Consider the following 23171-nt stretch of genomic DNA (forward strand, 5'->3'; position numbering starts at 1 on the left):
CTCGTTTTACTGTCTAAAATGATTTATCCTTAATAACACTTATTTTTCGAGCTAATCATATTCGCTTGGATTGCTAAATCACAGAATTTGTATGAGAAAACCCTTTAAATGAGCCGTCATCTACCTTGGAAATTGTTTGCGATTTTGACCGCACTTTTTATTCTATTACCGTTGCTCGCCATTGCGTACCATGCCTTAGACGGTGAGACGGATAATCTTATCCATCTTTGGAATACGATGCTTGGTCGCTATGTGATGAATTCCGTCTTATTGGTGATAGGGACTGTCGCACTCGCATTATTTTTTGCTCTCCCTTCAGCGTGGTTGGTCGCCAATTTTCAGTTTTGGGGGCAGCGATCATTACAGTGGTTGCTTTGCTTGCCGCTTGCTATGCCGGCTTATTTAATTGCCTATCTTTATACGGATTTACTGGATTATTCAGGTGCTTTTCAGTCCTTATTACGCAATATATTTGGCTGGCAAACCCCACAGGACTACTGGTTTCCTCAAATTAGAACCCTTTATGGGGCGTGTTTTGTGCTTGCTTTGGTGCTATATCCTTATATTTTTCTTCTTGTTCGAGTGGCATTTTTAGAACAATCAGAAAATTTACAGCACAGTGCGAAAATGCTGGGTGCTACCCCGATGCAAATTTTTCGCAGAGTGACTTTTCCGCTTATTCGCCCTGCGATTGCCGTTGGGATGGCATTGGTTGCCATGGAAACCTTAGGGGATTTTGGCACTGTTGCTTATTTTGCGTTGCCTACCTTGACGACCGCCATTTATGATTCGTGGTTGAGTTTTCACGACCTTGGCACAGCAAGTCGTATCTCAATTTTTATGCTGATGATGGTTTTTCTGTTTATCAGCCTTGAACAATACAGCCGCCGCAAACAGAAAAGCTACCAACGAGGCTATGAAAAGAAAACCCATGTTAAAAGGTTAACCGGCTGGCGATGTGGCTTAGCGTTAGCATGGTGTTGGGGGCTATTGGCTATCGCCTTTTTTATTCCATTTGGGCGATTGATTTTTTGGTCGATTGATTATTTTGAACAGTCGTGGAATTTAGATTTTGTTCAATTTGCCTCAAACAGTTTAAAAGTCTCTTCGATTGCGGCGGTGACAACGGTATGTATTGCCCTGTTGTTACACTTTGCCCATCGGTTATCTCAACATACCCCATTTTTGGGCAAAATAACCCGACTTTCCCTTTCTTTATCAAGTTTTGGTTATGCTATCCCCGGAACGGTGTTGGCGATAGGCTTACTTTCTCCGCTCACCTTTGCCGATCATCAACTGCATAGTTTGCTCAAAAGCTTGGAATTAAAACCGGTTGGACTGATTTTTTCCGGTTCGATCTTTGCTTTAGTGTTAGCTTATACTATTCGTTTTCTGGCAATGGCAATCGGAAGCCTTGGTGCCTGTTTAGAAAGGGTATCCCCCACATTGGATATGGCAAGCCAAACCATGGGGAAAAGCGGCGCAAATATGTTTAGGCATATTCATATCCCGCTCATTTCTAAGGGAATGATCACTGCCGCTTTAATGGTCTTTATTGAAAGTATGAAAGAGCTTAATGCCTCATTATTACTTCGTCCTTTCAATTTTGATACGCTGGCCACTTACGTTTTCACTTTTACTTCGGACGAACAGCTAGAGCGGGCCGCTATGCCGGCGGTTATCTTGGTGTTAGTTGGGCTGATTCCTGTGATTTGGCTCACCCGCTCGCTGATTTCTCAATCACAAAAAGAGCGTTAAATGAAATTACTTGAAGTACAGCAACTCAGCTGTAAATTTGAACAAAATCAAATTTTAGAATCCCTTGATCTTGATGTTGAAGAAAACGAGATTGTTTGTTTACTCGGTGCAAGCGGTTGTGGCAAGACAACATTGCTTAAAGCGATTGCCGGCCTTATTCCAACTTCGCAAGGCGTAGTAAAACTTGCGGGGAGGGTGATGAACCCCATTCCTGTGGAGCAACGTAAAATCGGGTTGATTTTTCAAGATTACGCACTTTTTCCCCATTTAACCGTAGCGGAAAATATCCAATTTGGTTTGACTAAATTGACAAAAAGTGAACAAAAAAATCTCACTCAACAAATGCTGAATGTGGTGAAATTGGTCGGGTTTGAACAGCGTTTTCCACACGAATTATCCGGTGGGCAACAGCAACGGGTAGCCATTGCGCGATCGTTGGCCTGCAAACCTGAGTTACTTTTATTGGATGAGCCTTTTTCCAATATTGATAGCCAAACCCGTTATGCGATGATCCAAGAAATTAAACAGATCTTAAAAAATCAAAAAGTTGCCGCTATTTTTGTGACACACAGTAAGGAAGAAGCCTTTGCTTTTGCCGATAAAATTGCCGTGATGGATCAAGGAAAAATTGTACAAATTGGCTCACCCACCCAGCTTTATCACAATCCCATTAATCATTTTGTGGCAGATTTTCTCGGCAATACAAATTATCTTGAGAGTGAAATTCAACCCAACCAAACATTGAAAAGCCCGATTGGGACTTATCATCTTTTTCCTGAAATGGACTATGCCATAGGACATTACGAATGGTTACTTCGCCCCGAACAAATTTTGCTCAAATTAGATGAAACCGGAGAGGGGAAAGTGAGGGATAAACTTTTTTTAGGTCAGTACTATCGTTATCAGATTGCCATTAACGGCATTCATCTTATTGCTTATGAAAGTACGGATCTACCTTTAAACGCGACCGTGAGTGTCACCTTTCAATGCCAAGAATTTGTATTTTTTCCATCTCATAAGAATAAGTAAGCGAGACATCGGAGCAAAGCTTTGGGCAAATGAAACTTTATGCAATGTGCGGTCAGTTTTTTATTAGTTTTTCGACATTATGTAGCAATTATCCAAACTTTATTTGGTGATATTTACAAAATAAAATTTGTTGTGTCTTATGCTATTTACGGTAGGCTTCCTAAAAAAATCGCCTTTTCAACAGCTAGAAATCTGAAATTTAGCCCTATTTTTAGCCGCACTTTTCCCCTGATTTATTCCTCCATTTCTTGAAAAGCAAATGCGCTTTTTATCCCACGATTCCCACCGGTCGGTTTGCTAAAAAATCATAGGCAAATTTTAAGTCATTGCCGATTTTTTGCGCCAAATCATTGGATTGCATTGTTTTGTTTGAATTGTTCAATTTTTGCTTTACTTTTGTTTTTTTTTTGTACGATGTTTGCGTTTTTGCGTGCAAAAACAGAAACATACTCACAGAAAATTGATTTATTTGGAGGTAACAATGAACGTTACGATGAAAAAAACAGCGGTGGCAATGATTGTGGCTTTAATGCTTGCGGGTTGTAGCTCTAGTGATGGTGATTCCCCTTCCCGTCAACCGGCTGAACCTGTTCCAACGGTGAAAGCCATTGATTACAGCAAACAATCCGTACAACAGCTTGAGCAAAGTGCGACAACGGCACAAAAAGTGCTAAGCGATAGCCAAACCAAACTCACGCAAGTGGAAACCCAAATCACGGAAATTAACCGCCGTATCACTACGCTTAATGAAGAAATTCGTGTATTGGAAAAGGCAGAAAAACCCGATGCTAATGCTCTGAAAGAAAAACGTGATGCCTTGGTAGAAGCCAACCAAGCCTTAACCGTGCAAAATAAAATTTTAGTGGTGGCACAACAAGATGTGAAACAAGCACAAATCAATGTGACGAATGTGCAAAATATTTTGATTGAGAAAAAAGCCGAGCAGGAGAAACCACCGGTAGTAGTTGTGCCGGATAATCCATCTCAACCAAACCAACCTACTCAACCGGAACAGCCATCAGAGCCTGAGTAACCTAGCCAACCGACTCAGCCGGAACAGCCAAGTCAACCAGCTCAACCAAACCAACCGGCACAACCAAACCAACCGTCTCAGCCTGAAATTCCACCAATGGCGGAGGGTGACAGAGTGATAACTTTAGACGTGAACAAGTACTTCTCAAACGATCCTGAATTGAAATATGAGAACGTTGCTTATTCAGTAAACGGGAGCTCATTATCTGTTAATAATACAGACGTTGAAATGGATATAGGTAAATTATCTAACTATCAATACGGTCTTCATAGAGGGGTTTTTACTCACCCTGACTTAATTGTAAAAGATGGCACAGGTAAAAACCAACTTAATTATACTATCGTTAATCAACCTTATTCTTTTTATGGTGTATTAGCGGATAATGACCAAGGTTACCAGTTCTTAGGTTATGTTGATAAGACATTCATCAGTAAAAACTCCCCTGAACTACTCAGAGGTAGTGCAACCTATAAAGGGGAGGTAATGGCTACTTACACTGTTGATGGGAAATATGTAGATAAAACAGCTTACGATGCTTATAGTCAACATAATAGTGACTATTTCTATATATCCCCATACCCGACTGACGATGGATCACTTAGAGCTCAGTATCGTAAAGATATCGTAACTTTTAACGAAAAAGATGGCACGATTGAACTCAAGGCTGATTTTGATAAAGAACGGATTAGCGGTTACCTTAATTCCAATAGTATCGGGCGTGTTCGTCTAAGTGAAACAGACCTCTCAATGAATGGATATACTGGTGCTTTTTCCTATCAAAACGGTAAAACCCTAGAAACCGATAAACTGAAGCAGGGAAAATATGTGGGGAGAGGCTCCTCCAATAGAAAAGAGGTGGTTGGTCAAATCAAAATTGAGTTTGATGAACAGAAACTCGGTGGCGAATTCGGAACCTACCAAGCTGTTTACGGTGCAACCGCACAATAATTTAACCCTTTAATTTAATATTAACCACGCCCCGAAAGGGGCGTTTTAGGAGATGAAAATGAATAAATATGGCAAATGTATTGTCGCATTCCTCGTAATATGTTGTGGAGCGTACATATTATACAATCAAGTGATGTTCACACGACCTTTTATTCCGACATGGCAGGTTATAGTTATAGGATCAGCTTTTGTAATAGCCGGAGTCATATCCATTTTCCCAAATTTACAATGCAACAAAAGTGTGGAATATATCGTTAGATATTTTATATTTCCCGTAGTTGTAGCTGGATTCATCAACTTGGTTGATTTGATGGTATTAGAACTCAATTTGGACAAAGAATATATTCCTTATTTAACAGTTGTTCTTGCTGCTATTTGTAATTTTTTACTTGATAGAATAACAAAAGAATAGCCTAAATCAGATAATTAAACCAACTCATAAATTAAACGATAATGAAAACACCTCAAATTCTAACCGCACTTTTCCCCCTAATTTTCACCCTGCCTGCGTTGGCAAATACCAATCTTTCCGAACCGGAACAAAAAATCAAAGTAGCAACGCCGAAAAAAGCGGAGCAGGCGGTGGCTCCACTCGGGCAAAATGCTCTGCCGATGAACATCACGGAGGAAGATTTAAAAAACAACCCGACGTTAACCCAACAACTCTTAATCCAAGCCATTTACGCCCGTGATGCGCAGTTGATTGAAAAATTGTTGGCAGTTTACAAAACGTTTCCTGAAAACGACCGCTTGCTCGTCCAATTTGCGGAAGCAAAGCACGCCGCATTTAGCGGGGAATTAAGCCAAGCCATTCGGGTTTATCGTGAAATGTTGGCAGAACGGGCGGATCTTAACCCTGTGCGGATCGAACTTGCCATCGCCTTATTTCAGGATAAACAAAACACCGCTGCCACCGAACAATTTCAAAAAGCCTTGAGCGACCCTGCTACACCTGCTCCAGTACAACAGCTTATCAATGCTTATTTAGAGGCGTTGCAGGAGCGGGATGCTTGGCAGATTTCCGCCAGTGCCTATTATGTGCGTGATACTAACGTGAATAACACCGGCGACAGCCGCAATATTGAACAAACGGGCTATGTGAAAAATGACGATATGATGCCGCAAACCGCACACGGTATTGCTTACAATTTCTCGCTTGGCAAAGATTTTAACCTCGGCAACCGTTATTATCTCGCTTTTGAGAACGAATTGTTCGGCAAAAGTTATTGGGATAATCACGATTATGACGATATTTACAACCGCACTTCTCTTGGGCTGCGTTATAAAACGGCACAATCAACGTTGAGCCTAATGCCTTTTTATGAAAAGCATTGGTATGGCGGCGAAAGCTACCAATGGGCAAATGGCGCAAGATTGGAATTGAACCATTGGCTCAACCCGAACTGGCAACTTTCAACAGCGGCGGAATACAGCAAACAACGCTATTTCGACAACCAAGCGCAAAACGGCAACACCAAATTAGTGTCCGCCACCTTGGTTTGGGCAAGAACGCCACGGCAATTTTTCTACCTTGGCGGCGATTTCAACCGTGAAACCACCCGGGTGAAACAGTATGGCTCGGACACCAAATCCCTCCGCTTAGGTTGGGGGCAAGAGTGGAGCAAAGGGATTTCAAGCCGTTTAGGTTTTGGTTTTTCACAACGCCACTACAAAGACGAAGCGGTGCTAGGTGGGTTGATTGCTTTGGGCAAAGTGCGCAAAGATCGCATTTTCAACGTGAATTTAACCCTATGGAAACGGGATTGGCATGTTTTCGGCATCACCCCAAAACTGCAATTTTCTTATCGTAAGCAAAAAAGTAATATTCCAACCCTGTATTCTTACGACCGCCAAAACCTGAATTTGATTTTTGAGAAATCGTTTTAAAGGGATTGGAAATAGAAAGGGATGCTACACCGGCATCCCCATACAATCTTTATTTACTCAGTAAAATCTTTATCAACAACCCAATTGCCGCCGCATCATCCACTAATCCCATCGGACCGAGTATGGCTTCCGGTAGAATATCGACAGGGCTGAACAGATAAATTAAAATCAGCACGATTTTGACTAATTTGGTTTTATTCATTGGAGAAAACATCGCTTAACTTTCGAGTTTATCTGCGTGATGAATCATCACAAAACGCTCCCAAAGTTGTTCTTCGCTTTCTTGATGAGCGGGGTCGGGTTTAATGCAATTTGTAATCGGGCAAACTTTTTGGCAGGTAGGCGTGTCATAATGACCGACACATTCTGTGCAAAGCCTCGGATCAATGATATAAATGTCATCACCGACAGAAATCGCCTCGTTGGGGCATTCTGGTAAGCACATATCGCAATTTGTGCATTTTTGAGTGATGAGTAATGCCATTAATGATCCCTTACATGTTAAATAGCATAGAAAGTAGCGAATTATAGCTGACAAACCCAAAATTGACAAAAGATACCCTTATGAAAAAACACATTTCTACTCTTTCCATTATTGTTCTTGCGCTAGTCAGTCTATGGCAATATTTCAGTGAAGGGCAAAAAAACGTTTCCCCTTCTAAAATCTCAACACAAAGAGCCCCTCAAGAGCGTAAAAGTGTGGTCAAAAATACAGAAATTTTTGCCGATTATGATGTGGTGATGCGTGATGATCCTATCGGGCAAAATGCCAATGCACCGGTGGACTATTATATGTTAGCACTTTCTTGGTCGCCGGGATTTTGTGATTCTCAGCGTGAAAAATATGGTGATCAATTGTCGTCATCCGCTCAATATCAATGTGAAAATAACCGCACTTTTGGCTGGGTTGTGCACGGTTTATGGCCACAAAATGCCAATGCACGCTCTGTGGCGGATCATCCTCGTTTTTGCCAAGGGGATTTACCGGCGTTGCCTCAATCGGTGATTGAGCCTTATTTAACCCTATCACCCGGTGCTAAACTCTTACAAGGAGAGTGGGAAAAACACGGTAGCTGTGCGTTTAGTTCCGCAGAACAGTATTTTGCTAAGGAAGCGGCGTTATTTAGTGCGTTACGCTTGCCGAGAGAAAAATTGGAACGGCGGGAATTATTCCGTTGGATGAAACAACATAATCCTCAGTTGAAAAATGCCTATTTGGGCGCAAGCCGGAATGAATTATTTATTTGTTATGACAAGCAGTGGCAAGTGAGCGATTGCCCAAAGTAATTGGGATTTCTTTGATCTAAATCGTTACAACCTAATAAGAACTGGGTATAATGTGCGGGTTTTAATTTTAACTTTAACCAACAAAGAGGATAGATTATGTCAGTAATCAAAATGACCGATTTGGATTTAGCGGGTAAACGTGTATTTATCCGTGCCGATCTTAATGTACCGGTAAAAGACGGTAAAGTGACTTCCGATGCGCGTATCCGTGCGACCATCCCTACGTTGAAATTAGCCCTTGAAAAAGGGGCGAAAGTGATGGTGACTTCTCACTTAGGTCGTCCGACTGAAGGTGAATTTAAACCTGAAGATTCTTTACAACCGGTAGTTGATTATTTGAACGAACATCTTGATGTTCCTGTGCGTTTAGTCCGTGATTACCTTGATGGCGTAGAGGTCAAAGACGGTGAAATCGTGGTGTTAGAAAACGTGCGTGTTAACAAAGGTGAAAAGAAAAACGATCCTGAGTTAGGTAAAAAATATGCGGCACTTTGTGATGTCTTTGTGATGGACGCATTTGGTACGGCACACCGTGCGCAAGCTTCCACTTATGGCGTGGCGGAATTTGCCCCTGTTGCCTGTGCAGGCCCATTGCTTGCGGCTGAATTAGATGCTTTAGGCAAAGCATTAAAAGAACCGGCTCGTCCAATGGTGGCTATCGTGGGCGGTTCTAAAGTTTCCACAAAATTAGAAGTGTTAAACTCCCTTTCAAAAATCGCTGACCAAATTATTGTGGGTGGTGGTATCGCCAATACCTTTATTGCGGCAGCCGGTCATAATGTGGGTAAATCTTTATATGAAGAAGATTTAATCCCGGTGGCAAAAGAATTAGCGGCAAGCACGGATATTCCAGTGCCGGTTGATGTGCGTGTCGGCACAGAATTTTCTGAAACTGCACCGGCAACAGAAAAAGCAGTGACGGAAGTGAAAGACGATGAATCCATTTTTGATATTGGTGATAAATCCGCAGCGCAATTGGCAGAAATCATCAAAAATGCAAAAACCGTGTTATGGAACGGCCCGGTAGGGGTGTTTGAATTCCCTAACTTCCGTAAAGGAACAGAAGTAATTTCTCATGCCATTGCAAACAGTGATGCGTTTTCCATTGCCGGAGGTGGTGATACCTTAGCGGCAATCGATTTATTCGGTATTGCCGATAAAATTTCTTACATTTCAACCGGTGGTGGGGCGTTCCTAGAATTTGTTGAAGGTAAAGTCTTACCGGCGGTAGAAATTCTTGAAAAACGTGCGAAGGGTTAATCACGCAAATTGAGTCGTAGAGTGTGTGGGCAAATCCACACACTCACTAAAATTTTCAACACTTAAAGAGGAAACAACAAGATGGGTTTATTAGATATTGTTAAACCGGGTGTATTAACCGGTGAAGACGTACAAAAAGTATTCGCTTATGCAAAAGAGCACAATTTCGCTATTCCAGCGGTAAACTGCGTGGGTTCTGACTCGGTGAATGCGGTATTAGAAACCGCAGCACGTGTAAAAGCCCCTGTTATTGTTCAATTTTCTAACGGTGGAGCTTCTTTCTATGCAGGTAAAGGCATCAAACCGGCATCAGGTGCTCGTGCGGATGTATTAGGGGCGATTGCAGGAGCAAAACACGTTCATACTCTTGCAAAAGAATATGGTGTGCCGGTTATTCTTCATACCGACCACGCTGCGAAAAAACTCCTCCCTTGGATTGATGGTTTATTAGAAGCCGGTGAAAAACACTTTGCTGAAACCGGTCGTCCGTTATTCTCTTCTCATATGATCGATTTATCGGAAGAGCCAATGGAAGAAAATATGGCGATTTGTCGTGAATACCTTGCCCGTATGGATAAAATCGGGATGACCCTTGAAATCGAAATCGGTATCACCGGTGGAGAAGAAGACGGCGTAGATAATTCCGATGTGGAAGAATCCAAACTCTATACCCAACCTGAAGATGTGTTATACGTTTATGACCAATTAAATCCGGTTAGCCCGAACTTTACCGTTGCGGCGGCATTCGGTAACGTTCACGGTGTTTATAAACCGGGTAATGTGAAATTAAAACCCTCTATCTTAGGCGCATCACAAGAGTTTGTGGCAAAAGAACGTAATCTTCCGGCTAAACCAATCAACTTTGTATTCCACGGCGGTTCAGGCTCTTCTCGTGAAGAAATTCGTGAAGCAATTGGCTACGGTGCAATCAAAATGAACATTGATACGGATACACAATGGGCATCTTGGGACGGTATTTTAAACTTCTACAAAGCCAATGAAGCTTATTTACAAGGTCAATTAGGTAACCCTGAAGGCCCGGATGTTCCAAACAAAAAATACTATGATCCACGCGTTTGGTTACGCAAAATGGAAGAATCAATGTCTAAACGTTTAGAGCAATCTTTTGAAGATCTCAACTGCGTTGATGTTTTATAATCCGGCAAAATAACATAAAATACTACCGCACTTTTTAGTGCGGTTTTTTTATGGTTGAATGTATCGCCGAGTGACGACTTATGCAAATTTCAAAACAAAATATCCTTCCAGTCTTAGCAAATTTTAGTATTAGCTTTTTCTTTTTATCCGTGTTGACCTTTAAAGGTGGACACAATGTTGCCCCGATTTTTTTGATGTTGTTAGGTCTAGGTTATGGTATTTACGGATTGATTAAAAAGTTTAAATGGCATTTATCGCAAGAGGATAAATGGCTTATTTATAGCTATATTTTTTACTTTGCGGTTTTTGTACTTTCCTTTTTTGTGAATGATGAAAAAGGACGGGTATTGGATAATCCAAGTCGGGCGGTTTTATTAATTCCCACTTTAATCTTTCTATTGAATATGCCGTTAAAGCTCTGTGCATTGATTTATGCCATTCCATTAGGTTCGATGGTGGCAGGGCTTGTTGCGCTTTATGATAAATTTATTTTACATAGCTCTATGGCCTATTCTCCCCGCACGATGCATATTCAAGGGGGCGATATTGCGATGTCATTGGGCTTATTCAGTCTCGCAGTTGGACTCTATTTTTGGCAAAAATCACAGAAAAAAATAACCGCACTTTGTCTTTTCGCTTCTTTCTTTGGCATTGTGGGAAGTGTGCTTTCTACTGCACGTGGAGGATGGGTTGCTTTGCCGATTATGCTTATCGTGATGTTATGGATTTATCGCCATTCACTCTCAAAGAAATTCTTCCTTGGCGTTGTCAGTCTCTTTACGCTTGCCCTTGTTGGCATAAGCCAAATACCCAATAGCCGTGTAATGGAACGTTTTTCTTTAATCCAAAGTGATATTGCCAACTATGAAAACAATAAGACGAATACCTCGCTTGGCGCACGTTTTGACATGTGGAAAAGTGCTGTGTTAATGATAAAAGAAAAACCGATTTTAGGCTGGGGTGAGCGAGGTGCGACAGAAAAGCGTAAGCAAGATGTGAAAGAGAAAGTGGTTATGGGGAATATTGGACGATACGATCATGCCCATAACCAATATCTTGATGATTGTTCTAAGCGGGGGCTTGTCGGATTTCTTGCTTTTTTAGGAATTTTGATAATTCCTTTGTATCAATTTAAACGTTATTTAAACAGTCCTTCTTCAGAGGTCAAATTAATTGCCACCTTGGGGATGGTGCACATTCTTTCCATTATGATTTATTGTTTAAGCCAATGTTTCTTTAACCATAATTCCGGGAATATTTTCTATCTTTTCTTAACGGTGGTATTTTATGCGATGTTAAAACAAACAGAGAAAACACAGGATTTGGAGACAGCATAATGGAAAAACTTTTGCTTATTCGTAATGATAAATTAGGTGACTTTATGCAGGCGTGGCCGGCTTTCGCTATGCTGAAAGCGTCAAATCCAGCATTGAAATTGACCGCACTTGTCCCTGGATACACCGCACCCCTTGCGGAAATGTGCCCCTATTTGGATGAGGTGATTATTGATAGCCAAAAGGATGATAAGGCAGACTTTAACCGCCTGGTGCACGAGATTCAATCCCACCATTTTGATGGAATGATCAGCTTTTTTTCGGATGTGCATAATGCAAAATTAGCTTGGAAAAGTGGCATTAAATATCGCCTTGCTCCCGCCACGAAGCTTATTCAATTTCTTTATAACCATCGCCTGACCCAACGCCGTTCCCGTTCGGAAAAATCAGAGGCTGAATATAATCAGGATTTGGTGCGTGCCTTTTTGAAAAAACACCAAATGCCGATTGTTGAGCCAGCCCCGCCCTATTTAGTATTTGATAAAAGTGCGGTTGAAAATCAACGTGTTTTTTTACAGCAAAGCTTGGGACTTTCTGCGAAGAAAAAATGGGTTTTTGTGCATAGTGGTTCTGGAGGGTCTGCAACCAATCTTTCACTGGCGCAATATGCACAATTAATTCAAGGGTTGCTTGCCGAATTTGATTGTCAAATTGTGCTGACGGCAGGCCCGGGGGAAAGCGAACAAGCCCATGAATTAGCGCAATTAGTAGGCGATGAACGCCTTGCTATTTACGATAAAAATCAGGGTTTGGTTGATTTTGCCCATTCCTTAGCTTGTGCGGATTTATTTATTGCCGGCTCCACAGGACCTTTGCATTTAAGTGGAGCATTGAATGTGCCGACCGTAGGGTTCTATCCAAGTCGCCGTTCTGCTTTACCGATTCGTTGGAAACCGATTAATGATGCGGATAAGCATATCGCCTTTTGTCCACCGAAGGGCAAAGCAACACAGATGAATTTAGGTTTAATTTCCATTCCACAGGCATTAATTGAGATCAGGGCGTTCGTTCAACGAATGTGGCAGACGGGAAATTAAATTCAAATAGCCTTGAACGATCCAGCCGATTCCGCTGGCAAAAATGAGCGTGCTAATGCCAACGGTGCCGCCGAGAATAAAGCCTAATAGGCAAACAGACACTTCCAGTGTGGTGCGAACAACGCCTACTTTGAGGTGAAAATGTTGGCATAATCCCACCATTAACCCGTCCCTCGGTCCGGCGCCCAAATGGCAGGTGAGGTAAAACGCTGTGCCTAATCCATATAACAAGATCCCAACAATACCAAAGGCGATTTGTCCTGAAAGTGCGGTGGGTTGTGGCAGGATTTTTGTGGTGATTCCCAGAAAGAAGGCAATTACAATAATATTTAGAATCGTGCCTAACCCAAAGCGAAGTTTTAATGGCAACCACAACAGCATCACAACACCGCTAATAAAAAACGATGACCAACCAATACTGATTTCGGTTTGTCGTGCCACCCCTTGAGAAAGCACTGTCCAAGGCGTAGAACCCAACCCGGAAAGCACAATTAAACCATCGCCAATGCCTAAAACAGCCAGCGATAAAATTAAAACCGATAAGGTCGAAAAATTGGCAGACCACAATGAAGTCGCCGCCCAACAGGGATAGGGGATAACGCGTGCTTTTTTCATAAATGACTCAGAGAAACAAGATAGTGTTATGTTACGGGGAAATGGACTAAAACCAAAACACTTTAATGTCATATTATATAACGGAATCGACTATCCTCATTTTTAATAAATGTGATCAAAGTCACATTCTTAAAATTGCCTTACTAAAAGGGCTGAACTACAATAGTTCGTCTTTTCTATTCAGGTAAATATTATGCTCGCTTCCCTTCAAGATATTCTCGATACTGTTAAAGCCAATAATCTCACTTATCACCAAAAATTAATGATGTTGGGCAATATTGCCGAGCGGTTGTTTGATCCCAGAGAATTGTTGGGTTACACCGATGAAGAATGGGGCTTTTTACAGAGCCAAATGATTTGTGATTTATGCGAGGGGTATGCGATTTATCGTCCTCGTTATATTCTGCCTGATTACAATGTGTATATTCAAAAAGGCTGTGAATTTTTAGAATTACCGCCGCCAAAGGATCTTGATGAAGCGCTTGATGGTTTGCTTATTCTTTACTCTCATATCCCTTCTATTACGACCTATCCCGTTTATGTGGGGCGATTGGACAGTTTACTTGAGCCTTTCATTACGGATGAAGAAAAAGATTACATCAAAATTAAACGCTTTTTAAATCATATTGATAAAACCGTGCCGGATTCTTTTTGTCATGCCAATATTGGGCCTTATGATACCAAAGCCGGGCGTTTAATTTTACGTGCAGTCATTGAGCTTGAAGCCCCTACACCGAATATGACTATTCGCTATGACAAAACAAAAACCAGCCGTGAATTTGCCGAACTGGCGGCAAAAGCTTGTTTGTTGGTTTCTAAACCCTCCTTTGCAAACGATGCCTACTATATTGCCGATTTAGGCGAAGAATACGGCATAGCAAGTTGTTACAATGCGCTGCCGGAATGTGGCGGGGCTTACACATTAACCCGTTTACGCCTTGGAACCATTGCTCGTGCTTGTAAAAGTGCGGATGAAATGGTGAATGAATTATTACCTCGTGTGGCGAAATGCGCCCTTTCTACCATGGATAAACGACATAAATTTGTGGTGGAGGAAAGCCACTTCTTTAGCACTTCCTTTTTAGAAAAAGAAGGCTTTATTAAACGCACTAATTTTACCGGGATGTTCGCCATTGTAGGCTTAGCGGATGCGACCAATCACTTGTTGCACTGTGAGGGGCTAAACGAAACCTTTGGAAAAAGCCAACGAGGGGATGAGATCGCAACCGCCATTATGGATAAATTAAAAGTAATCACCGAGATGCATGAGGGCGTTTATGCCGAGCGTACGGGCAATCGCTATTTATTACATGCCCAAGTTGGCGCAAGTAATCATGAGGAAGATAAATATAATGCACCGGCACATCGTATTCGGGTGGGGGAAGAGCCGACATTACTTGCGCATCTCAAACAATCTGCCCCTTTCCACAAATATTTCCCGTCCGGTACCGGGGATTTATTTGCTTTTGATCAAACCTATGTGGATCACCGCGATGCGGTGGTGGATATTATTGATGGCGCTTTTGCTTTGGGCTATCGTTACATCACAACCTATTTAAAAAATACCGATCTCATTCGTGTGACGGGTTATTTGGTGAAGAAAAGCGAAGTGGAAAAATACCGTAAGGGAGAGGTGGCATTGCGAGATACCACTTGGTATGGTTCCGGTACGGATGAATGTGCCCAGGTGTTTGATCGTCAATTGCGTGATGAGCAAGATGTGAATGGCTAATGTGAAAAAGGGCGGTTAATTTTCCGCTCTTTTTTAATGAGAGAGAGCAGAGAAGAGGTTAATCACAAGCACACCGGCAATAATCAGCCCAATGCCAATCATTCCCGCTAGATCAATTTTTTGTCCGAATGCAAAATACGCCACAACAGCAGTCAGCACAATTCCTACGCCGGACCAAATGGCATAAACTAACCCTACGGGTAGAGTTCGAAAAATAATGGACACAAAATAAAAAGAAATGCCATAGAGCATAAGTGAGCCGAGAGTGGGTAGTGGTTTAGTAAAGCCATCGCTTACTTTTAATAAATTGGTGGCTGCAATTTCTAAGCAAATGGAAAGGGCAAGTAAAATCCAAGGGTTCATTGAGTATTCCTTATCAAATAAAAAAGAGACGCTAATAGGCGTCCCCTTTTATTAGGTTATAGCTGTTTATTAGCAATCTTGTTTACCGTAAGCGTCTTGACGAAGAATATGACGTACACCCTCATCAAACTCAGCCAGCACTTGTTCGGCATTTTTCGGATCTGTGCCACGAGCGTCTAGATAGAACTTGATTTTCGGTTCTGTACCGGAAGGACGGGCAATTAAACGAGAACCGTTTTCCAACACAAAGACAAGAATATCGCTTTGGCGATCAGTTTTTGTGTGATCGATAAATTGTGCCACATTCACGCCACCGATAACAGTTGGTGGTGTATGGCGAAGTGCGGTCATTAATTTACCGATTTCAGCCAAATCGCTCACACGAATAGAAATTTGTCCACTCACATAGGCACCGAATTCTTTAGTAAATTCATCGGCATAATCGCTCAAGGTTTTACCTTGCTTTTTCAAGTTGCGGACAAGATCTAAGAACATAATCGCGGCTGAAATCCCGTCTTTATCACGGACTTTGTCCGGATCTACCAAATAACCGAGTGCCTCTTCAAAGCCAAACAGTAAGCCTTGAACTTTACCGATATATTTGAAACCGGTTAAGGTTTCTTCTGATTGGAAACCGTATTTTTTAGCGATTTCGGCAAGGGCAGGGGAGGACACTAAAGAGCAGGCCAATATCCCTTGTTTACCCTGTGCGTGATATTGTTTGGCTAAATACCAACCTAAGAAACAGCCGACCACATTACCGTGTAAGGCTTTCCAGTTTCCTTGTGCATCCGGCATAGCAACGGCTAAACGGTCGGCATCAGGGTCGTTAGCAAGAATAAATTCCGCATTATTTTCTTTCGCCACTTTAATGGCTAAATCCAATGCCCCTTTTTCTTCTGGGTTTGGGAAATTCACGGTTGGGAAAGTACCGTCCGGCCAGACTTGTTCAGCCACAATATGAGGCTGTGGTAAACCCGCTTTAGCGAGGGTTTTGCTTAACACTTCATAGCCTACGCCGTGCATTGCGGTATAAACATAGTTGATGTCGCATTGCGGTTCTTTGGCAAGGGAGGCGGTTTTGGCAATGTAAGCATCGATAACTTCATCGTTTAACACCACATAATCATCGCTACGCGGTAAATCTTGAATATTCCCTGTCGCCACTTTGTCGATAAGTGCGGCAATTTCTTTGTCTGCCGGAGAGACAATTTGTCCGCCGCCATTGGCTTTGCCGAGATACACTTTATAGCCGTTATCTTCAGGCGGGTTGTGGCTTGCGGTAACCATTACACCGGCCGTGGTGTCAAAATATTGAATGGCATAGGCTAATACCGGAGTAGGAAGCTTGCGTGGTAATAAATAAGCTTTTATTCCTGCACCTGCCATAATTTCTGCGGTATCACGCGCAAAGACATCAGAATTTTTACGACCATCGTAACCAATCACAATAGAAGGTTCTTTGTCGTAGCCTTTTAAAAAATCGGCTAAACCGCCGGCAGCTTGTGCCACTAATACACGGTTCATTCCCATTGAGCCGGCCTGTAAAGGCCCCCGTAACCCTGCCGTACCAAATTGTAAACGACCATCAAAGCGAGCTTGTAATTCTGCTTCTGCTTTTGCATCGCCTGCTTTGGCTGAGGCTAAAAGTGCGGTCAATTCTGCACGAGTTTCCGCATCAGGATCTTGGTTTAACCAATTTTGTGCTGCATCAAAAAGCGTTGCCATAATTCCACCTTAATTAAGTTTAAAGAAATACACAAATAGACTAGCGGAAAATCATTAAAGTTCAAAGGCTTATTTAGTGAAAATTTGATCTGTGTAGCATTTTTTATTTCTCTCATTTTTTGTAGCCAAAAAACTATGGAATGATTTTCCTTTGTACTGTTTCAGTGAGTTTGATTGCGATTATAACAACAGTGCCGAACCCCATTTTATAATGTCAAAAAAGAATTTATTTTGATTGGTTGCCACGCCATCAGTATTTTTTATGTTGCCTTCTTCGTCCTTTGATTTATCCACCATTCCATTTTTATATTGACCTTTCATCACTTCTAAATCATCACGGGCTTGGGTGCGTAAAATTTGGCATTGTTGAGGGGATAGGGGTTCTACGTTTAGCACGGCGGTACGGAATTTTTTAAATTGATAAGTGGCATAATTCATGGATTTTTCATCTTGTTGGATGATCTTCACATAGTCTTCGCCAATGAGGTTTTCCAATGGATAGAAAAAAACATATTGGGAATGGATATAGCGATCTTCTTTTGCAAAATGCGCTTGCTGAATACGGGTAAGATGCGGGTAAATACACTGTTCTGCCTGTTTGCTGGCCATCGCCCATTGCTTGGCTTGTTTATCGGAAAGTTGATAATCTGCCCCGGCAAATTCCGCCGGAATAGGGGATTGTGATGGGGTGGAAAAATTGCACGCACTGAGGAGTAATATGGTGGTAAGTGTAACAATCAATTTCATTTTGGGTTTGGGTTAAGGGATTGATAAAGACCAAATTCTAGCAATAAGCACCGAATAGATAAAGGTTGAGATAAATTTTCATTTTCCCGATTGGAAAAACTTCCGCTATAATGACCGCACTTTTCGTTAATTAAAAGGAATATTCATGCAAAATCCAAAAGATGATGTACTTTATGCGCCCGTTGAATGGGTTGACCATAGCGAGGGTTATACGGACATTCGCTATCACAAATCCACTGATGGGATCGCTAAAATCACTATTAACCGTCCTGAAGTGCGTAATGCTTTCCGTCCACAAACCGTCAAAGAAATGATTCATGCCTTTTCTAATGCTCGTTTTGATGAAAAAATCGGGGTCATAGTCTTAACCGGTGAAGGTGAAAAAGCGTTCTGTTCCGGAGGCGATCAGAAAATTCGTGGGGATTACGGCGGCTATAAAGATGAAAGTGGCGTACATCACTTAAATGTGTTGGATTTCCAACGGGATATTCGCACTTGCCCGAAACCGGTGGTTGCCATGGTGGCAGGCTATGCCATTGGTGGCGGTCATGTATTACATATGTTATGCGATTTAACCATTGCGGCAGATAATGCTATTTTCGGTCAAACTGGGCCGAAAGTGGGGTCTTTTGATGGCGGATGGGGGGCAAGCTATATGGCCCGTTTAGTCGGTCAGAAAAAAGCCCGTGAGATTTGGTTTTTATGTCGTCAATATAATGCACAAGAAGCCTTGGATATGGGCTTAGTGAACACCGTAGTGCCTTATGCTGATCTTGAAAAAGAAACAGTACGTTGGTGTCGTGAAATGTTGCGTAACAGCCCGATTGCATTACGTTGTTTGAAAGCGGCATTAAATGCAGACTGTGACGGTCAATCCGGTCTTCAAGAATTAGCGGGTAACGCTACTATGTTGTTCTATATGACAGAAGAAGGTCAAGAAGGACGCAACGCTTTCAATGAAAAACGGGCACCGGATTTCAGTAAATTTAGACGCAATCCTTAATCATTCAAGTAAAAGTGCGGTGAATTTCAACCGCACTTTTTATAGGCAAATATGATGACAATTCGACAATATCATCTTTATCGTTATTCCATTCCTGTTGATAGCCAACTGATTTTGCGAGATCGGTTTTTAAAACGCCGTGAAGGGTTGTTGGTACAAATTCGATGCCAAAATAATGAAGGCTGGGGGGAAATTGCCCCTTTGCCGGGGTTCAGTGAAGAATCTTTAGAAATGGCGGAAGAACAAACAATACAATGGCTTGCCGATTGGAATAAGGCACGATCCCGTGGTGAGAAGTTATCATTTGAGGGGCTTTATCCTTCTGTTGCATTTGGGCTGAGTTGTGCTTTAGCAGAGTTAAAAGGCAAACTCAATGCAGAGGGAAATTATCATGCAGCGCCCTTGTGTTATGGCGATCCTGATGAACTTTATGCCGAATTAGCCAATCTCCCGGGTGAAAAAGTGGCAAAAATCAAAGTGGGGCTGTATGAAGCCAACCGGGACGGATTGATTGCAGATATGTTTTTAGAGGCTATCCCTGAATTGCAATTACGCCTTGATGCCAATCGCCGTTGGACGCTTGAGAAAGCCTTGTTGTTTGCTTCGAAAATCAAACCTGAACACCGTAGCCGAATTCAATTTTTGGAAGAACCTTGCAAAACACCGGCATTAAGTTGTGAATTTGCTGCTCAAACCGGCATTGCCATTGCTTGGGATGAATCCTTACGAGAAAGCGATTTTCAGCTTAAAAAAGAACCGTACTTGGCAGCCATTGTAATTAAACCAACATTAATCGGCTCTCTTGAGCATTGTATTGATCTCATCAAGCAAGCCCATACTTTAGGTTTAAAAGCGGTAATAAGCTCCAGTATTGAAAGTAGCTTAGGGCTAACCCAACTGGCTCGGATTGCCCAACAATATACCCCCAATATCACACCGGGGTTAGATACACTGGATTTAATGGATTATCAAGTGTTGCGTTCTTGGCAAGGATCAACCTTACCGCTCATTGATTTGGATTCACAATGGATTAAAAAAATTATCTGATACGACCAGCGATGATGGAAAAATCAGTATAATGCCCAACCTTAAAAGGAAGAGAATATGTCGCCAAAATCCCGAATTTTGCTGCTAAATGGCCCGAACTTAAATATGTTAGGGGCGCGTGAGCCAAAACACTATGGCCGTTTATCACTGGCTGATATTGAAACGAAGCTAAAAGAATTAGCCGTACAACACAATATTGAATTGGAATGTTTTCAGGCCAATAGTGAAGAAAAATTGATCGAGAAAATTCATCAAAGTTTCCAAAAAACCGATTTTATTTTAATCAATCCTGCCGCTTATACGCACACAAGCGTGGCATTGCGTGATGCCTTATTGGCGGTTTCAATCCCTTTTGTGGAAATTCATTTGTCGAACGTACACAAACGTGAGCCGTTTCGTCATCATTCTTATTTTAGTGATGTGGCAGAGGGCGTGATTTGCGGATTAGGCGCAAAAGGCTATGAATTTGCCTTTTTATTCGCTTTAGATTTCTTATCAAAAAAACAATAAAAAATAGCTATTTTGGCGAAATTTATAGAATTTTATCGCAATTTAGTTCAATTTAGGGTAATCTTTGCCCGATTAAAAATCCGTTTATCACTAACTACACTTTTGTGTATTGGCGAGATAATACTGTGCATTGTCATAAAAGTGCGGTTAAGAATTTTATTATTTTAGGAAGAACGTATGGACATTCGTAAAATCAAAAAGCTTATCGAATTAGTTGAAGAATCCGGTATCACCGAATTAGAGGTTCAAGAGGAAGAGGGCACGGTACGCATTAGTCGTGCAGCCCCTGCAGTAGCCCCTGTTGCAGCACAATATTCTGCACCGATTGCAGTTGCACCGGTATCTGCTCCGGCCGCAGTGGCAGCCCCTGTACCAAGTGCTGCACCGGCTTCAGCCCCGGCTCCGACTACCGATGAATTATCCGGACATATTGTTCGCTCACCAATGGTAGGCACTTTCTACCGTAGCCCAAGCCCGGAAGCAAAAGCCTTTGTTGAAGTCGGGCAAACCGTAAAAGTGGGTGATGCGCTTTGTATCGTTGAAGCGATGAAAATGATGAACCGTATCGAAGCGGATAAAGCGGGCGTCATCAAAGCCATTCTTGTGAATGATGGCGAACCGGTTGAATTTGACGAACCATTAATCGTTATCGAATAATCTTATCAATTATCTAAAATGGCGGGGAGACTTGCCATTTTTTAACAAATGGAATTCTTATGTTAGAAAAAGTTGTCATTGCCAACCGTGGTGAAATTGCATTACGCATTTTGCGTGCATGTAAAGAATTAGGCATCAAAACCGTTGCTGTCCATTCCACTGCCGACCGTGAATTAAAACACGTTTTATTGGCGGATGAAACCGTTTGTATTGGGCCGCCGCCTTCTGCAAAAAGCTATCTCAATATTCCGGCTATTATTGCTGCAGCAGAGGTCACCGGGGCAGATGCGATTCATCCGGGATATGGTTTTTTATCTGAAAATGCGGATTTTGCAGAACAAGTTGAACGCTCAGGCTTTACTTTTATTGGCCCTACCGCAGATGTAATTCGCTTAATGGGCGATAAGGTTTCGGCGATTAAAGCCATGAAAAAAGCCGGCGTGCCTTGTGTGCCGGGGTCTGACGGTCCGGTTGGCAACGATATTGCCAAAAATAAAGAAATCGCAAAACGTATCGGTTATCCAATTATTATTAAAGCTTCTGGTGGCGGCGGTGGTCGTGGTATGCGTGTTGTGCGTAACGAAGAGGCGCTAGAAGAGTCAATTGCGATGACCAAAGCCGAAGCGAAAGCAGCCTTTAATAATGATATGGTGTATATGGAAAAATACTTAGAAAATCCACGCCATGTGGAAATTCAAGTATTGGCGGATACGCACGGTAATGCGGTGTATTTGGCAGAACGTGATTGCTCAATGCAACGTCGCCATCAAAAAGTGGTGGAAGAAGCCCCAGCACCGGGAATTACTGAAGAACTACGCCGTGATATCGGTTCTCGTTGTGCCAATGCCTGTGTAGAAATCGGCTATCGTGGTGCAGGTACATTCGAGTTTTTATATGAAAACGGCGAGTTTTATTTCATCGAAATGAATACCCGTATCCAAGTAGAACACCCGGTGACAGAAATGATTACCGGTGTGGATTTGGTGAAAGAGCAACTCCGTATTGCGGCAGGCTTACCGCTTTCTTTCAAACAGGAAGATATTAAAGTGAAAGGTCATGCCATTGAATGCCGTATCAATGCAGAAGATCCAACATCTTTCTTGCCATCACCGGGTAAGGTCAATCACTTACATTCACCGGGCGGTTTTGGTGTGCGTTGGGACTCCCATATTTATGGCGGTTATTCCGTGCCTCCGCACTATGATTCCATGATTGCGAAATTGATTACTTACGGTGATACCCGAGATGTGGCAATCCGCCGTATGCAAAATGCCTTGGCGGAAACCATCATTGAAGGCATTAAAACCAATATTCCATTGCATGAAATGATTTTGGAAGATGAAAACTTCCAAAAAGGCGGCACCAATATTCATTACCTTGAGAAAAAATTAGGGTTACATGATTAATAAAAAGGCTCACGAAAGTGAGCTTTTTTATCGAGAGATGAAAGTATAAAAATAAGCGGAAAATCAACCGCACTTTGATCTGCAACCCAAAACCTGGACACCCAATTTGAGGTGCAGATAGATTATGTCCTGCTCTTATCAATTTCGTTTAAAAATTATCAAACTTTTCACTGAGCAGAATTTTGGCATTCTAGAGGTGGCTAAACTTCATAAAATCTCCCATTCGCTCGTCATTTCTTGGCTAAAAGTATTTAGGGAAAGAGGAGTTGATGGCGTAAAATCACCTTATACAAACCCTCAAACACCGAAAATAGTGAAGCCAAAGATGAAAAAGAAAGACATCGAAATCCCTGAAACCACAGACTTTCCCCCCAAAGCGTTTAAAAAGCAACAACGAGAACTTGCCTTAGCCCGTGTGGAGATTGCTTACCTAAAGGAGTTGGAGGCGCTCGACCATCAAAAGCAACGGCAAAAAGAAAAATCATTGTTGCTGTATAAAAAGAACAGAAAACGAGATGGCTATCGCCCAATGACGTTTAAATTAAGCCAAATGGGTTTCCATTTGAATCATAAAACGTTGTTAAAGCTGATGAATGAGTTAGGTGTTCATTCTATTTTGCGCAAGAAAAGAC

General features: G+C 42.0%; 25 protein-coding genes and 1 pseudogene. 19 read left to right on the top strand and 7 right to left on the bottom strand.

Going from position 1 to position 23171, the window contains the following annotated elements; genetic code table 11:
* Positions 1–108: 108 nt before the first annotated feature.
* The 3 genes from BKK50_RS00925 (at position 109) to BKK50_RS00945 (ending at position 3820) form a co-directional block, all read left to right on the top strand.
* Positions 109–1758 (top strand): ABC transporter permease, encoded by a 1650-nt coding sequence (locus BKK50_RS00925; protein ID WP_077414443.1) that lies wholly within the window; start codon positions 109–111, stop codon positions 1756–1758.
* Complete coding sequence (locus tag BKK50_RS00930) at positions 1759–2787, top strand: ABC transporter ATP-binding protein (protein WP_077414445.1); 1029 nt, start codon at positions 1759–1761, stop codon at positions 2785–2787.
* A gap of 481 nt (positions 2788–3268) precedes the next feature.
* Positions 3269–3820: a hypothetical protein gene (locus BKK50_RS00945; protein WP_077414451.1), complete on the top strand. Its 552-nt coding sequence runs from the start codon at positions 3269–3271 to the stop codon at positions 3818–3820.
* A 1-nt stretch (position 3821) separates the two neighbouring features.
* On the opposite strand, the gene BKK50_RS12405 is transcribed toward BKK50_RS00945, so the two are convergent.
* The gene (locus BKK50_RS12405) at positions 3822–4022 is read right to left on the bottom strand and encodes a hypothetical protein (RefSeq protein WP_158074646.1); all 201 of its coding nucleotides are present in this window, start codon (positions 4020–4022) and stop codon (positions 3822–3824) included.
* Positions 4023–4048: 26 nt separating this feature from the next.
* Here BKK50_RS12405 and BKK50_RS00950 point away from each other — a divergent pair, with 26 nt between their 5' ends.
* The 3 genes from BKK50_RS00950 to BKK50_RS00960 are packed head-to-tail and all read left to right on the top strand — an operon-like array spanning position 4049 to position 6655.
* Positions 4049–4768: a hypothetical protein gene (locus tag BKK50_RS00950; RefSeq protein ID WP_158074647.1), complete on the top strand. Its 720-nt coding sequence runs from the start codon at positions 4049–4051 to the stop codon at positions 4766–4768.
* Positions 4769–4826: 58 nt separating this feature from the next.
* Positions 4827–5180: a hypothetical protein gene (locus BKK50_RS00955; protein ID WP_077414455.1), complete on the top strand. Its 354-nt coding sequence runs from the start codon at positions 4827–4829 to the stop codon at positions 5178–5180.
* Between the two features lie 41 nt (positions 5181–5221).
* The gene (locus tag BKK50_RS00960) at positions 5222–6655 is read left to right on the top strand and encodes a surface lipoprotein assembly modifier (protein ID WP_077414457.1); all 1434 of its coding nucleotides are present in this window, start codon (positions 5222–5224) and stop codon (positions 6653–6655) included.
* 49 nt (positions 6656–6704) lie between these two features.
* Here the strand turns inward: BKK50_RS00960 and BKK50_RS00965 are convergent, their stop codons facing one another.
* Entirely contained in the window at positions 6705–6857 is a 153-nt protein-coding gene (locus BKK50_RS00965; protein ID WP_077414495.1) for a DUF1232 domain-containing protein, read from the bottom strand.
* A gap of 15 nt (positions 6858–6872) precedes the next feature.
* Complete coding sequence (locus BKK50_RS00970) at positions 6873–7139, bottom strand: YfhL family 4Fe-4S dicluster ferredoxin (protein ID WP_077414459.1); 267 nt, start codon at positions 7137–7139, stop codon at positions 6873–6875.
* Positions 7140–7219: 80 nt separating this feature from the next.
* Here BKK50_RS00970 and BKK50_RS00975 point away from each other — a divergent pair, with 80 nt between their 5' ends.
* The 5 genes from BKK50_RS00975 to BKK50_RS00995 all read left to right on the top strand — a co-directional run bounded on the left by BKK50_RS00975 (position 7220) and on the right by BKK50_RS00995 (position 12731).
* Positions 7220–7942: a ribonuclease T2 family protein gene (locus BKK50_RS00975; RefSeq protein WP_077414461.1), complete on the top strand. Its 723-nt coding sequence runs from the start codon at positions 7220–7222 to the stop codon at positions 7940–7942.
* A gap of 96 nt (positions 7943–8038) precedes the next feature.
* Positions 8039–9202: a phosphoglycerate kinase gene (pgk, locus tag BKK50_RS00980; protein ID WP_077414463.1), complete on the top strand. Its 1164-nt coding sequence runs from the start codon at positions 8039–8041 to the stop codon at positions 9200–9202.
* An 81-nt stretch (positions 9203–9283) separates the two neighbouring features.
* Positions 9284–10360 carry a class II fructose-bisphosphate aldolase gene (fbaA, locus tag BKK50_RS00985; RefSeq protein WP_077414465.1) on the top strand — a complete coding sequence of 359 codons (1077 nt, stop codon included), beginning with the start codon at positions 9284–9286 and terminating at the stop codon, positions 10358–10360.
* 194 nt (positions 10361–10554) lie between these two features.
* Positions 10555–11697, top strand: a complete 1143-nt coding sequence (locus BKK50_RS00990; protein ID WP_244149399.1) for an O-antigen ligase family protein — start codon at positions 10555–10557, stop codon at positions 11695–11697.
* Entirely contained in the window at positions 11697–12731 is a 1035-nt protein-coding gene (locus BKK50_RS00995; RefSeq protein ID WP_077414468.1) for a glycosyltransferase family 9 protein, read from the top strand. Before BKK50_RS00990 ends, BKK50_RS00995 begins: the two co-directional genes overlap by 1 nt.
* On the opposite strand, the gene yczE is transcribed toward BKK50_RS00995, so the two are convergent.
* Complete coding sequence (gene yczE / locus BKK50_RS01000) at positions 12681–13346, bottom strand: membrane protein YczE (protein WP_077414470.1); 666 nt, start codon at positions 13344–13346, stop codon at positions 12681–12683. The genes BKK50_RS00995 and yczE overlap by 51 nt on opposite strands.
* A 193-nt stretch (positions 13347–13539) precedes the next feature.
* On the opposite strand from yczE, the gene BKK50_RS01005 reads away from it, so the two are divergent.
* Positions 13540–15078 carry a YjjI family glycine radical enzyme gene (locus tag BKK50_RS01005; protein WP_077414472.1) on the top strand — a complete coding sequence of 513 codons (1539 nt, stop codon included), beginning with the start codon at positions 13540–13542 and terminating at the stop codon, positions 15076–15078.
* A 33-nt stretch (positions 15079–15111) separates the two neighbouring features.
* On the opposite strand, the gene BKK50_RS01010 is transcribed toward BKK50_RS01005, so the two are convergent.
* From BKK50_RS01010 to BKK50_RS01020, 3 genes are all read right to left on the bottom strand, one after another.
* A complete protein-coding gene (locus BKK50_RS01010; RefSeq protein WP_077414474.1) occupies positions 15112–15441 on the bottom strand; it encodes a DMT family transporter in 330 nt (109 codons plus the stop codon).
* Positions 15442–15510: 69 nt separating this feature from the next.
* Positions 15511–17169 carry a phospho-sugar mutase gene (locus BKK50_RS01015; RefSeq protein ID WP_077414476.1) on the bottom strand — a complete coding sequence of 553 codons (1659 nt, stop codon included), beginning with the start codon at positions 17167–17169 and terminating at the stop codon, positions 15511–15513.
* Positions 17170–17349: 180 nt separating this feature from the next.
* Complete coding sequence (locus BKK50_RS01020; RefSeq protein WP_077414478.1) at positions 17350–17916, bottom strand: DUF5358 domain-containing protein; 567 nt, start codon at positions 17914–17916, stop codon at positions 17350–17352.
* 145 nt (positions 17917–18061) lie between these two features.
* On the opposite strand from BKK50_RS01020, the gene menB reads away from it, so the two are divergent.
* The 7 genes and pseudogenes from menB to BKK50_RS13105 all read left to right on the top strand — a co-directional run.
* Positions 18062–18919, top strand: coding sequence for a 1,4-dihydroxy-2-naphthoyl-CoA synthase (menB, locus tag BKK50_RS01025; RefSeq protein WP_077414480.1), 858 nt, complete (start codon positions 18062–18064; stop codon positions 18917–18919).
* A 54-nt stretch (positions 18920–18973) separates the two neighbouring features.
* Complete coding sequence (gene menC / locus BKK50_RS01030) at positions 18974–19966, top strand: o-succinylbenzoate synthase (RefSeq protein ID WP_077414482.1); 993 nt, start codon at positions 18974–18976, stop codon at positions 19964–19966.
* A 57-nt stretch (positions 19967–20023) separates the two neighbouring features.
* Positions 20024–20476 (top strand): type II 3-dehydroquinate dehydratase, encoded by a 453-nt coding sequence (aroQ, locus tag BKK50_RS01035; RefSeq protein ID WP_077414485.1) that lies wholly within the window; start codon positions 20024–20026, stop codon positions 20474–20476.
* A gap of 177 nt (positions 20477–20653) precedes the next feature.
* Positions 20654–21133 carry an acetyl-CoA carboxylase biotin carboxyl carrier protein gene (gene accB, locus BKK50_RS01040; protein WP_077414487.1) on the top strand — a complete coding sequence of 160 codons (480 nt, stop codon included), beginning with the start codon at positions 20654–20656 and terminating at the stop codon, positions 21131–21133.
* A gap of 59 nt (positions 21134–21192) precedes the next feature.
* Positions 21193–22539, top strand: coding sequence for an acetyl-CoA carboxylase biotin carboxylase subunit (gene accC / locus BKK50_RS01045; protein ID WP_077414489.1), 1347 nt, complete (start codon positions 21193–21195; stop codon positions 22537–22539).
* Between the two features lie 124 nt (positions 22540–22663).
* Positions 22664–23026, top strand: a pseudogene (locus BKK50_RS01050) (transposase); the annotation flags it as partial.
* 63 nt (positions 23027–23089) lie between these two features.
* Positions 23090–23171 (top strand): hypothetical protein (locus BKK50_RS13105; RefSeq protein WP_425272384.1); only part of this gene is annotated, 82 nt, incomplete at its 3' end.

Source organism: Rodentibacter rarus (genome assembly GCF_001998965.1).
GTDB classification, from domain to species: Bacteria; Pseudomonadota; Gammaproteobacteria; order Enterobacterales; family Pasteurellaceae; genus Rodentibacter; species Rodentibacter rarus.